Annotated in this window: 12 protein-coding genes; 4 read left to right on the forward strand and 8 right to left on the reverse strand. The window is 43.3% G+C overall.

Translation table 11 applies throughout. The features are described 5' to 3' along the window. Window positions 1-139: 139 nt before the first annotated feature. From HMPREF9446_RS19370 to HMPREF9446_RS08900, 7 genes are all read right to left on the reverse strand, one after another. Complete coding sequence (locus tag HMPREF9446_RS19370; RefSeq protein ID WP_338058229.1) at window positions 140-778, reverse strand: hypothetical protein; 639 nt, start codon at window positions 776-778, stop codon at window positions 140-142. Window positions 779-846: 68 nt separating this feature from the next. Then, a complete protein-coding gene (locus HMPREF9446_RS19375; protein WP_009125257.1) occupies window positions 847-1314 on the reverse strand; it encodes a 6-bladed beta-propeller in 468 nt (155 codons plus the stop codon). Window positions 1315-1517: 203 nt separating this feature from the next. After that, a complete protein-coding gene (locus HMPREF9446_RS08880; protein ID WP_009125258.1) occupies window positions 1518-2510 on the reverse strand; it encodes a 6-bladed beta-propeller in 993 nt (330 codons plus the stop codon). A gap of 16 nt (window positions 2511-2526) precedes the next feature. Continuing rightward, window positions 2527-3243 (reverse strand): hypothetical protein, encoded by a 717-nt coding sequence (locus HMPREF9446_RS08885; RefSeq protein ID WP_009125259.1) that lies wholly within the window; start codon window positions 3241-3243, stop codon window positions 2527-2529. 444 nt (window positions 3244-3687) lie between these two features. Next, on the reverse strand, window positions 3688-4500 hold the full coding sequence (gene nagB / locus HMPREF9446_RS08890) for a glucosamine-6-phosphate deaminase (protein WP_009125260.1): 813 nt from the start codon (window positions 4498-4500) through the stop codon (window positions 3688-3690). 53 nt (window positions 4501-4553) lie between these two features. Next, window positions 4554-5759 carry an FprA family A-type flavoprotein gene (locus HMPREF9446_RS08895; RefSeq protein ID WP_009125261.1) on the reverse strand — a complete coding sequence of 402 codons (1206 nt, stop codon included), beginning with the start codon at window positions 5757-5759 and terminating at the stop codon, window positions 4554-4556. 60 nt (window positions 5760-5819) lie between these two features. Next, window positions 5820-6746 carry a TIGR01212 family radical SAM protein gene (locus tag HMPREF9446_RS08900; protein ID WP_039968866.1) on the reverse strand — a complete coding sequence of 309 codons (927 nt, stop codon included), beginning with the start codon at window positions 6744-6746 and terminating at the stop codon, window positions 5820-5822. A 148-nt stretch (window positions 6747-6894) separates the two neighbouring features. Between HMPREF9446_RS08900 and HMPREF9446_RS08905 the strand changes: the two genes are divergently transcribed. The 4 genes from HMPREF9446_RS08905 to HMPREF9446_RS08920 all read left to right on the forward strand — a co-directional run bounded on the left by HMPREF9446_RS08905 (window position 6895) and on the right by HMPREF9446_RS08920 (window position 12521). Then, window positions 6895-8073 carry an MFS transporter gene (locus HMPREF9446_RS08905; RefSeq protein ID WP_009125263.1) on the forward strand — a complete coding sequence of 393 codons (1179 nt, stop codon included), beginning with the start codon at window positions 6895-6897 and terminating at the stop codon, window positions 8071-8073. Window positions 8074-8263: 190 nt separating this feature from the next. Continuing rightward, the gene (locus tag HMPREF9446_RS08910) at window positions 8264-10474 is read left to right on the forward strand and encodes a S9 family peptidase (protein ID WP_009125265.1); all 2211 of its coding nucleotides are present in this window, start codon (window positions 8264-8266) and stop codon (window positions 10472-10474) included. Between the two features lie 4 nt (window positions 10475-10478). Further along, a complete protein-coding gene (lipA, locus tag HMPREF9446_RS08915; protein WP_039968867.1) occupies window positions 10479-11348 on the forward strand; it encodes a lipoyl synthase in 870 nt (289 codons plus the stop codon). 54 nt (window positions 11349-11402) lie between these two features. Beyond that, on the forward strand, window positions 11403-12521 hold the full coding sequence (locus tag HMPREF9446_RS08920) for a hypothetical protein (RefSeq protein WP_039968869.1): 1119 nt from the start codon (window positions 11403-11405) through the stop codon (window positions 12519-12521). On the opposite strand, the gene HMPREF9446_RS08925 is transcribed toward HMPREF9446_RS08920, so the two are convergent. Further along, window positions 12487-13191: an SAM-dependent methyltransferase gene (locus HMPREF9446_RS08925; protein ID WP_009125269.1), complete on the reverse strand. Its 705-nt coding sequence runs from the start codon at window positions 13189-13191 to the stop codon at window positions 12487-12489. The two genes, HMPREF9446_RS08920 and HMPREF9446_RS08925, sit on opposite strands and share 35 nt — an antisense overlap. Window positions 13192-13205: the final 14 nt, after the last annotated feature.

Below are 13205 nucleotides of genomic sequence, written 5' to 3' on the forward strand. Positions count from 1 at the left end.
GGAAAAATGATTCAGCAGATTGAGAGAGTCATTTTCATCAATATATATAATATTTAAATCTATTAATTCTTAATGACTTCAACAGCTCTTTTGGGTTGAAAGGGAACTATGATAGCCCCAATTATCTGGATTGATCTCTTCATCTTTTTAAATGATATTTTATTATAATAGAATTATCTTCATCCTTTATGCCTTCCATTGTAGCAATCTCTTCCGGTGCCATAAACTTACGATCTACGCACATGGGCAACTCGGAAGGCTGGCATACAGCAAGCAGAACATTACCATCAATGGCAAAGCACGGATACATACAAAAAGGTTCACCTCTTTTTATCAGATATCCCACATCTCTCATACGATTATAAATATAATGCCGTCCATACGATTCCTGCCCCTTCACCATATATATATATACATAATGCTCATTGAAAAATTTTTGCATGGGAATTACATACTTATCAGATTTCCTTAAAAAGTTATGTCTAACGGAATATTCGTCCGCAATATCCATCCTATCCTTGTCATTATCCACTCTTTTCCCGGAAGCTCGTCCCGGCAACTCCCCCTCTTTTATTTCATTTATTCCAAAATCCAGGAAAATAGCAGGAGAAACCTTTTTCTCCAAAGTGTCAATCTTATAAAAATAATAATTAACCCCTTGAGGTATAAAATAGAAAGAATCCCCAAGCTTATGAAAATGTTGATGCTCCAATCCATTACCTCCCGATATCATTCCTTGATATTTCACATAGGTAGTATTTCCTGTAGAGATATTCATAAATGCCACTTCCTGATCGGTCCACAAGTACGGGAAAGAAAATAAATAGTTATCAACACTTAAAGGCATCAATAAGAAACAGGAAATTCCGGTTTAAAACTACGACGTGCCAACAATTTAAATGTCGGACTATATGTATATATAGTTCCGTATGGACTCAACAAATCAATTCCACCCAGAAAATGATTGAACTTCATATCTACTATCATAGTATATTCATCCGGGCCTTGTCCCCTTTTATTAACAGAACTTCCGATTGCCTTTCCTTCACCTGTAAATGTAAAAACATTCATCCTATTCATAACAGCATAGGTATCTGTTTCTTTATCATAAAGAATCTTCGAAGGATAACTAAATAAGATTGAATCATTGGTCTCCAGCGGTACAATCTCTATCTTTTCCAAAAAGGAAGCTGCATCAGAAGTAACGTCTTCTACATTAATTGGAATTCGCAACAATCCATCTGTATTTTTTCGCTCGCTTTTGCAGGCCATAAAAATGGACAGTATTATGACTAATGGAATTAATTTTTTCATTTTATTGTTCTTTGATTAAACACTTCATGACTTCAACAGTTAAAGTTTCGCAAAGGGCTAAAGGCCATATCTTGTGTGAAGCGCCTGCCTTAAAGACTTTCAGCCTAACAAACCGTGCCTCCACATTCGCCAATATCAAATTAGATATGCTTTCTGTTTTTGGATTTATTCCGAAACGGTCATCAAGAGTTTAAAACCCGTTTTCAATTTTGCAATTTCCAATTTTTCCAGTTACAAATCATTAACTTATCTTCTCCTATTGTGTAGAGCGAATCATCAGATAAAGCTATTTTACCAAAACTTACATCTTTATACCGTATATTCCCCACCAGTCTGCCAGTATGCGTAAAGACCAATATATTCTGTGGAAGTAATTTTTTATCCGATCCGTTTTTTCCACTAAATGCAGCAAACACATAATCTTCGTTACACAAAACGTCATAAAAACCATATTTATTCTCTTTATCCCACTTTTGAGTTTCAGCATCATATAATGGTTCGGTCAAATAATGCTCCCACTCCTTTATTGTATTATTTTCCCCGTCAATAGTATAACAGACAATATATCCCGTAAGTTGTGAGACAAAAAACAGTTTATCTTTATAAGAAGTGAACCAACCATAAAACTGCAAATTATTTTTTTCAGGCTTTCCTTCTATGGCTATATTCCCAAAAGATTTTATCATTTCCATTTTTTCATTCAGCAATACAAACATATTATCACAGCCAAACCCTGCAAAACCTACCATTACTCCGTTGTTCATCGCATGCAGGCCGAGCAATGTCACAGAATCTGTTCTGTATCGATACTCCTGCAAACGGCTCAAACTCACCGTATCTTGTAACAGCAATTCATATTCGACACATTTCCTTAAATTACTATCAAACAATTTTATTCTGTTTTCTTTTTCTCCTATACACAAAGCACTAATAAAGTCATCCGGTCCATTGCCTAACTTCCCCCAAGCAGATACTTCTTGAGTTTCTTTATCAAAGAGCAGCAGATTGTGTTCCATGCCGGGAGTAACAAACAACAGATGCGTTTTCATATCCTTCATTTGTAAAGGGGGAAGGATTGGTAATTCATCTGTCACCAATTCCGGGACAATCTCCATTTCACTTAAAACTTCTTTCCTGCCTTTATTTCCACAAGATACCAAAAACAACAACAGATAAAAACTATAAATAATCCGCATAAATTCCTTACTGATTTCAAAAGTATGTTTCGATACTTTTTTCTTTAAAGAAAGATATTATACGCCTATAGGCGAACATAAAGATGCACAGACCTATCCAAGGAAGAACCAATAAACCCCATTGCCACCCGTCAATCATCTGCCACCACCGGTAGAGGACAAATCCGGTAACCTCTGCTTCGCAACGGAACCCCATATAGCAGGGTGTCAGGCTGTCCGCCTGTAGGTTCTGCCTGTACTTGCGGGAATAGGTAGTGGTAGTGTATTCCTGCAGGTCTGTTATGGAATAGCGGATATAGGTATTCGCAGCAATCTTTTTGGCAAGCAACAAGCTGTCCCAGTTTTGGTTCAGAGTATCTACCGAGACAGGGTACTTTTCAAGCAGCATACTCAGCAGCATCCTCTTTTTTCTTTCTTTTACAAGACTGTGCGCAAACTTCTCCCGAGGAATTGCATACGTCTTTTTGCCGTATTTGCTTATCAGCGTCACCGAGTCGGGTACCTTCTCCTCCAATGTCTGTACTTCGGTAGAGTTGACGGTTATTACATCCACCGGAATATTTCCACGCTTCCGCACTTCAACCTGCAGTGCCTCGACAAGGGCTTCCCGAACCGATTCTTTCCATTCGGGCAGTTGCTTTTGAACATCACGATACAAGGTTACAGAATATCCTCCTGTAATCAGGATACAGAAAAACGTGGCTATACTTAGGGCTATTATGTTTTGTTTCATTTAGCAAGGTTGGATATCGCCTGCAAATATACATTATATGATTGGATATGGAGTTTCTTTTGCCATAGTAATTGCAATCCTCACTTTTATATAAGGATTATAAAACGGTTATACACTTAATTACCAGCGCATTCTGTTTACATATGAGTTGCATGCTGATGTAAAAGGCTTTACTCAAGTATGTAACGGTTGTTACCTCTTAGTGTAACGGTCGTTACCCAATAATGTAAACACTTTTATGCCTTGATGTAAAGGATGTGATGTAATGGAGCAAGGAATGCAATACTTTCTACTGATGTAAAGGAGTGCTTTCTGCTGATGTAAAGGAGGCTTATCCCCGGCAATATGTTTCTTTATAGGCATCAAAAAAGAGGCGCATCAACCACCGGAGTCCTCAACGAGAACTGTGGTCAATGCGCCTTTTACTAACTTATCGTTTTCTTATTATTTCAGCAAACTTTCCGGATCCAGATGATCGGCTTCGATATCCTTGAAATAACGGTAAGTACCTACCCTCAATTCCTCAGTAGCCGCATCGTCACAAACAATGATACCCTTTTCATGCATCTGCAAGGCGCTGATAGTCCACATCTGCATAACAGGACCTTCCACCGCCTGATAAAGCGCACGTGCCTTGTTATGACCGTTTACGATAATCATCACTTCCTTGGCACTGAGCACAGTACCTACACCTACTGTCAGAGCAGTTTTGGGCACCTTATTCACGTCATTGTCAAAGAAACGGGAATTAGCAATGATAGTGTCGGTAGTCAATGTCTTCTGACGAGTGCGGGAAGACAAGGAGGAACCCGGCTCATTGAAAGCGATATGTCCGTCGGGGCCGATACCACCCATAAACAAGTCAATGCCACCGTAAGACTTGATTTTTTCTTCATAACGTGCACATTCCGCATCCAGATCGGCAGCATTACCATTCAAGATGTTGGTGTTTTCCGGTTTGATATCGATGTGGCTGAAGAAATTGTTCCACATGAAAGAATAGTAGCTCTCCGGATGTTCCTTGGGCAAACCTACATATTCGTCCATATTAAAAGTAACCACGTTTTGGAAAGATACGATCCCTTTTTTGTTAAGTTCGATCAATCCTTTGTACATACCCAACGGGGAAGATCCGGTAGGGCATCCCAATACAAAAGGTTTCTCAGGTGTCGGATTAGCGGCCTTGATTTTCGCAGCTACATAATGCGCTGCCCAATTTGACACGGATTGGTAATCCGGCTGAATGATTAGTCTCATTGTTCTTATTTTTATCAGGTTAATAAATTAGGGGTTATTTTATGAATTTTGAATTATGAGTTGGTTCTGTCTTTCTTCAGACGCTCCGCCATGGCACGGGCCAGGTTCTCGCACTGTTCGTAAGTGATATCTTTCATGGCCTGTTTCATCTCAACCGGGTCACCGACTATCTCAAACTTACTTTTCTCGGCAAACTCGCCCATACGTTTCACCGCAGCACCGGCCCAGCAGAAAGAACCGAAGTAACCAAGATAGCGTCCCTTTACTTCACGAACCAGTATCTTGGAAAGTAAAGATTCTATTTCGGGATAAATCTGGTTGCTATAGGTAGGGCTTCCGATAATCAAACCTCTGTATTTGAAGATGTCCATCAAGATATAAGAGGGATTGCTCTTGCTGACATTATGCATCACAATGTTCTTGATGCCCTGTGCCGAAAGTTCGGCGGCGACAGCTTCCGCCATCTGCTCCGTATTGCCGTACATGGAACCGTATGCAATGACCACACCCTCATCGGCGGCATAACGGCTCAGTTTATCGTAGATGCCGATTACCTTAGCTATATTTTCCGTCCACACCGGTCCATGCGTAGAGCAGATGGTAGAAATAGGCAGTCCGCCCAACTTCGCCAGCGCCTTTTGTACCGGAGAACCGTATTTACCGACAATATTGGAGTAATAGCGCACCATCTCATCCCAATATCTGTCCAGATTGATACGTGTATCAAGGAAGCCGCCGTCCAGCGTGCCGAAGCAGCCGAAGCCGTCACCGGAGAAGAGAACACCGTCTGTTTCGTCAAAAGTCATCATCGTCTCGGGCCAATGCACCATAGGCGTCATGTAGAAACGGAGTTTATGATGCCCCAATGCCAGGAAATCTTCATCTTTCACCATATATTGTTCGCCCGTCACACCATAGAACCCTTCAATCATACCGAAAGTCTGCTTATTGCCTACGATAATAATGTCCGGATAATGCTGCTTGATAAGACGTATCGAGCCGGAATGGTCAGGCTCCATGTGGTTTATGATCAAATATTGAATAGGACGTTCACCTATAATGCTCTTAATCTTACGAAGATATACTTCAAAATAACAGATATCCACTGTATCAACCAATGCAACAGTCTCATCGTCTATCAGGTAAGAGTTGTATGACACTCCGTAAGGCAATGGCCACATACCTTCAAACAAATGCTTATTGCGGTCATTCACTCCCACATAGTGGATTTTTCCTTTTATCACTGTTTTTGGGTTCATTGTTATTCTTTATTTAGATTGATTCCATATTCTAACAGCTGCAAAAATAACGTTTTTTTCTCACATATCATACTTCTTGCCTTGATAAGCGCCCAGTTCTTTCATTCTTTTTAGTACCCGGTGGTTAAATTCATAATTTTTTAGTCCCCAGTCCGGCGCAATCAGCAGGTCTTTAGGAGACTGAGAGACGAAACGTTCCAATACAATATCGGGACGCAGATGTTCAATATAATCAATAACCAGTTCGATATATTCATCTACCTGGAACAAATGAAAATCCTGCGGATGCTGTTCATATTCCAAAGCCATACGGGTACCCCGTATCAACTGCAACTGATGCATCTTCAACGTAGTAACCGGTAAACGGGACAAGGTTGCGGCTTGCGCCACAATACTTTCGTGCGTCTCGCCCGGCAATCCTAAAATGACATGCCCACCGGTAAGAATGCCGCATGCCGCTGTCCGTTCCACAGCATCGACGGTAGCTTGGAAAGTATGCCCGCGGTTAATGCGCTTCAAGGTTTCATCACGGGTGCTTTCTATACCATATTCTACCAAAAGGAAGGTTTGCCTGTTGATCCCTTCCAGATAACGGAGCAATTCATCGGGCATGCAATCGGGGCGAGTACCTATGACAAGCCCCACCACCCCATCTACCGACAATGCTTCTTCATATTTCCGTTTCAAGCTTTCCAGTTCGCCGTAGGTATTAGTATATGCCTGAAAGTAGGCAAGATATTTCATCTCCGGATATTTACGAGCAAAGAAAAGTTTACCCTCTTCCAACTGTTGCGTAACAGTTTTTTCCGTACGGCAATAATCGGGATTAAACGTCTGGTTGTTACAGTAAGTGCAACCGCCATAGCCTTTACTCCCATCCCGGTTGGGACAAGTAAAGCCGGCATTCAACGATATTTTCTGCACTTTGTAAGGAAAATAACGTTTCAGAAAAACAGGAAATTCATTATAAAGAGGTGTAATGCTCATAATCATATTTATTATACCAGACAAAAATAAAGTTTTTACGAGAGATTCTAATGATTGATTACATTATTTATACACAAAATTCTCTTTCCGCATACAGGAAGAATGAAATTAATTCATAGCTTTGCATAAATCACTTATACGATTAATCATGGGTAACTATCACAAAAACCTCGTTTTTACGGCCGCATGCATCGGTATGTGTTTTTTCGGCGTCTCGATGATTACATTGGGGGCCGTATTACCGTCACTCGTCAACAAGTTGGATTTAAGTGGACTGCAAACCACCACCTTAGTCACGTTCCTGCCACTCGGCATGCTGATTGGTTCTTTGATATTCGGCCCTATCGTTGACCACTTCGGACATAAGGCCCTGTTGGTTCCAAGTTGTATCATCGTATTGCTGGGTATGGAAGGACTTGCCTTTTTTGAGAACATCCCCTTGCTGCAGGCTTCCATCATCGGCATCGGCTTAGGAGGAGGCATCCTTAACGGAGAAACCAACGCACTGGTAGCCGATATTTCCGGAGAATCCGAGAAAGGCTCACGGCTCAGCTTCCTGGGAATGTTCTACGGACTTGGCGCATTGGGCATTCCTATGCTATTGGGAGCCTTATCCAGACACTTTACGTTTGAAGCCATATTACAAGGCATTGGCACAATCATGCTGATTGGTATCGTGTATTGTATCCCCATACGTTTTCCCGCACCCAAGCAAGCCCAGGGTTTCCCCGTAAAAGAGGGATTGGGATTACTGAAAGAAAGCAGCCTGTTGTTGCTCAGTCTCATTCTCTTTTTCCAAAGCGGCATCGAAGGAGTCTGCAACAATTGGTCCACAAGCTATTTCGGACAAGCAGCCGACATGCCCGCCAACCAGGCACTGATAGCACTGACCTGCATGGTAGCCGGACTTACAGTGGCACGTATGCTTCAAGTTGTAGTCTTCAAGAAAATAAAACCGGAAACGGTACTTCCCTATAGCCTCATCCTGACTGCCACCGGTTTTACCCTGCTCACTTTCTCGCCGGGATTCATACGGGCAGCCATCGGCATGGCCATTGTAGGTGCAGGTCTCTCATCTACCTATCCCGTCATATTAAGCGTGCTCGGCAACCGCTATCCTTCTTTGTCGGGAACGGCATTCAGCGTGGCACTTGCCATCGCGCTCGTGGGGCAGGCAACCATGAATGGGCTGATGGGAGTCGTCTCACAATATGAAAGCGGCCTCAACCTCTATCCCTACCTTATGATCGGCTCTCTCATCATTATGCTCCTTTTGTTCAAACGTTCACTCGCAGAATATCAGAAAAAGTCAAAATCTTCTAATTAAAGCTATTCCAATCATGATCCATGAGTGACCGTCCGTCCGTTCTACTTCTCTCCCAAGAAGCAGAACGGACCTTTTTGCATAAAAACCGTATCTTGACACAAAAAAGGAACAAGTTCATTTCATTCTGTTCAGGGTTTACATTATCTTTGCCTTGAAAACCTAAAAACAAGGATATAACCTAATTTAAAAAATGAAACAGATAAGCATCGCACTCTTATTTTGCCTCTGCACATTGGCGAGTTTCGCCCAAGACGGCAAATCACTGGATTTAAAAGAAATCGTATCCGGCAAGTTCCGTCCCGAAAACATTTACGGTGTCATTCCCATTCCGGGTGACGGAGAGCATTATTCACAAATGAATGCCGACGGTACTCAAATCATCAAATATTCCTTTAAGACCGGAAAACCCGTAGAAGTATTGTTCGATGCTGCCACCGCGCGCGAATGTCCTTTCAAGACTTTCGACAGTTACAGTTTTTCACCGGATGGCGGAAAACTGCTCATTGCAACGAAAACCACACCCATATATCGCCATTCCTATACAGCCGTACACTACCTTTATAGTCTGAAACGGAATCTGGACGGTAAGATCAATAATGTAGTAGAAAAGCTTTCGGATGGCGGCCCGCAACAGGTACCCGTATTTTCTCCGGATGGAAACATGGTAGCTTTTGTACGCGACAACAATATCTTTCTGGTCAAGCTGTTATATGGCAACAGTGAAAGCCAGGTGACGGAAGACGGCAAACGCAACGCCGTATTAAACGGTATCCCCGACTGGGTATATGAAGAAGAATTCTCTTTTAATCGTGCCCTGGAATTCAGCGCGGACAGCAAAATGATTGCCTTTATCCGCTTCGACGAGACGGAGGTGCCTTCCTATACCTTCCCGGTATTTGCAGGTGAAGCCCCGCATATTGCGGCCTACGAAAAATATCCCGGAGAATATACTTACAAGTATCCCAAAACCGGTGAACCCAACTCCAAAGTATCCGTCCACACTTTCGACATAAAATCCAAAGTAACCCGCAAGCTGAATGTTCCTATGGATGCCGACGGGTACATTCCCCGCATCCGCTTCACCAAAGACCCGAACAAGCTGGCCGTGATGACACTGAACCGCCATCAGAACCGGTTCGACCTCTATTTTGCCGACCCCCGCAGTACGGTCTGCAAACTGGCCCTCCGCGATGAAAGCGACACTTACATCAAAGAAAATGTATTCGACAATATCATCTTCTATCCTGAATACTTCAGCTTTGTCAGTGAAAAAAGCGGTTACAACCATCTGTATTGGTACAGCATGGGGGGGAATCTGTTGAAGCAAGTTACAGCAGGGAAGTACGAAGTAAAAGAGTTCCTGGGCTATGATTCCGAAGACGGTTCTTTCTACTTTACCAGCAATGAGGAAAGCCCCATGCGTAAAGCCGTATATAAGATTGACCGTAAGGGTAAAAAACAAAAGCTTTCTGCCCAAGCAGGGATCAATAATGCACAGTTCAGCACAAACATGAAATATTTCATGAACCGCTATACGAGCCTGAGCACCCCCACTGTCATCACATTGAACGACAATACGGGCAAGACACTTACCACCCTTGTTACCAACGAGAAACTGAAACAGACCTTGGACGGATACAACGTACCGCAAAAAGAATTCTTTACCTTCCAAACTTCCGACGGTACTACGTTGAATGGATGGATGATGAAACCGATTGGTTTCTCTACAGCCCAAAAGTATCCGGTACTGATGTTTCAATACAGCGGGCCCGGTTCACAACAAGTTCTTGATAACTTCAGCATCAGTTGGGAGACCTACATGGCATCACAAGGCTATATCGTAGTCTGTGTGGATGGACGCGGTACAGGCGGACGCGGTGCCGAGTTTGAAAAATGCACTTACTTGAACTTAGGGGTGAAAGAAGCTAAAGATCAAGTAGAAACCGCCCTCTACATGGGAAGCCAGCCGTATGTAGATAAGAGCCGCATCGGTATATGGGGATGGAGTTTCGGTGGTTATATGACCATCATGAGCATGAGTGAAGGTACTCCGGTATTCAAAGCCGGTGTCGCCGTGGCCGCCGTTACAGACTGGAATTATTATGACACCATCTACGGCGAACGTTTCATGCGCACTCCCAAAGAGAATGCCGAAGGCTATAAAGCCTCTTCCGCCTTCACACGTGCCGGCAAACTGAATGGCAACCTTCTGCTGGTACATGGCATGGCGGATGATAATGTACACTTCCAGAACTGTACCGAATATGCAGAACATTTAGTGCAACTCGGCAAGCAGTTTGACATGCAAGTCTATACTAACCGGAACCACGGCATTTTCGGAGGCAATACACGCCTGCATCTATATACGAAATTGACTAATTTCTTCAAAAACAACCTTTGATTAAATGGCGGAAAGAGTACGCAAGCCGGAATGGCTCAAAATAAGCATTGGTGCCAATGAGCGCTATACCGAAACAAAACGCATTGTGGAATCCCATTGCCTCCATACGATTTGCAGCAGTGGCCGTTGCCCCAACATGGGAGAATGTTGGGGTAAAGGAACCGCCACCTTTATGATAGGTGGCGATATCTGTACCCGTTGCTGTAAATTCTGCAATACCCAAACCGGCAAACCGTTGCCTCTGGATGTCAATGAACCGGCCCATGTAGCAGAGTCCATTGCCCTGATGAAGCTTTCGCATGCCGTCATCACTTCTGTAGACAGGGATGACCTGTCCGATCTAGGGGCGGCACATTGGGTACATACGATACAGGAAATCAGACGCATCAATCCAGAAACCACAGTCGAGGTACTGATTCCCGATTTTCAAGGCCGAAAAGAACTGATAGCCCAAATCACGGAGGCTCATCCGGACATCATTTCCCATAATATGGAAACTGTAAGGCGTATTACACCCTTAGTGCGCAGTGCCGCCCGCTACGAAACCAGCCTGGACGTTTTGAGACAAGTGGCAGAAAGCGGTATCACCACCAAATCCGGTATCATGGTAGGCCTGGGCGAAACACCCGTTGAAGTGGAAGAACTTATGGACGACCTGCGCCGGGCAGGCTGCCATATACTGACTATCGGACAATACCTGCAACCAAGCCACAGGCATTATCCGGTCGCAGAATATGTTACTCCCGAACAGTTTGGCATATACAGACAGCTCGGACTTGACAAAGGCTTCACTCAAGTAGAAAGCGCTCCTTTGGTCCGTTCATCCTATCATGCAGAAAAATCAGCCTTATTCTTACAAAAGAAGGTGAAATAAAGAACATTTTGTTGTTCCGTATGTTATAATGGAAACGGCAAAATAGTACGGATAATGGGTCATCAAAAAGTTCTATCGTCTAAGTTCAATATGTCATTGGGATTTATCCCCGTTATTATATCCATCCTGCTATGCGAAGTTATAACGCAAGACATATCCATCTACACCGGTGCCGGTGTAGGGGTATTGCTATATCTATATTCATGGAGGCATAAAGGGGCGCGTATTCCCCAGATTATACTTTGCTGTACAACGGGAATGTTACTATTGCTATCAATAACCACCTTGTTCACAACAAGTTATTGTCCACGTTCCATGTTCCCCTTTACATTGGAGGTCAGTGCCATTATACCTCCTCTTATCATCTTTCTGAACCGAAAACGTTTCCTGGATTACCATGCCGCCCAAACAGGACAATGTTGCAAACAACTTTTTGCCCAATCAGCCGAAGCGGCAATCGTATCCGCCCGTGTCGTACTCATCATCAGCTTTCTGCATTTCCTGACTATCTTCCTTGCCATCCTGATAAGTCACCCGTTAGGGAATACCACACGATACATCTTATTCAACATAGCTCCCGCCGCCGTATTTATCCTTTGCATCGTATTCAACCAGTTCGGTATCATCTATTTCAATGTAGTCATGAAACATACGGTATTTGTACCGATAGTAGATAAGAAAGGAGATGTCATAGGAAAAGCGATCGCATCCGAAGCCATCAATAAACGACACGACTATATCAATCCGGTAATCAGGATCGCGGCTGCCTCGCATGGTATGTTATTCCTCCTTCCCCGCCCCCAGTGCAGCACATTTGAAAAAGGGAAAATAGACTTGCTTATAGAAGGATATCTGTTATATGGGGAAACCCTTGAGCAGGGAGTCAGCAGAATATTGAGACAAGCATTGCCTGCCGCTCCGCTGGACGATTTACATTTCAATCTGAAGTATCATTTTGAGAATGAAGCGACCAACCGGTTGATTTACCTGTTCACCCTGGATCTGGACGATGATTCCATCCTATGCAATAAATCCTTTAAAGGTGGAAAGCTGTGGACATTCCAACAAATAGAGCACAATCTGGACAGGAATTTCTTCAGTCACTGCTTCGAATATGAATACGAGCACCTGAAGTCCATCATTTGTACAAGAGAAAAATACAAGGAATCTTAGAAAGGTCGGGAACTTTACCGTGCCACTCTTTTATGGTCTTCGTCTTGATATACTCCCCCTCACAAGTAATGTTGGCCGCAATGCAGAGTCTTGTCTGCGGACGGCAATTATGCAGGATATCATCCACCATCTTATTATTGCGGTAAGGAGTCTCTATAAAAAGCTGAGTCTGCTGTTCGGTATATACACGTTGCTCCAGCATCTTTATTTTTTTGGCACGCTCCCCCGCCTCAATCGGTAGGTAACCATGGAAAGCAAAACTCTGCCCGTTGAATCCGGAACCCATGACAGACAGAATAATGGAAGAAGGGCCCACCAAAGGAACTACCCTGAGATTTTTCTTTTGGGCAATCGCCACTACATCTGCTCCCGGATCAGCCACTGCCGGACAACCGGCTTCCGAAATGACCCCCATAGAATGACCGGCCTCAAGAGGCTGAAGATAACCGGATAATTCTTCCGGCGTTGTATGCTTGTTCAGCGTATAAAATTTCAGGGCATCAATATCTATCTCCCGGTCCACTTTCTTTAAAAAACGGCGTGCAGAACGTATATCCTCCACAATAAAATGGTGGATTCTCAATATCACTTCCTTATTATAAGAAGGCAAGACTGTTTCAAGAGGCGTATCACCCAAAGTAACGGGCAAAAGATAAAGAGCGGCAGACATGGTTACAGGCAGAT

The sequence above is a fragment of the Bacteroides fluxus YIT 12057 genome (genome assembly GCF_000195635.1).
In the GTDB taxonomy this organism is placed as follows: domain Bacteria; phylum Bacteroidota; class Bacteroidia; order Bacteroidales; family Bacteroidaceae; genus Bacteroides; species Bacteroides fluxus.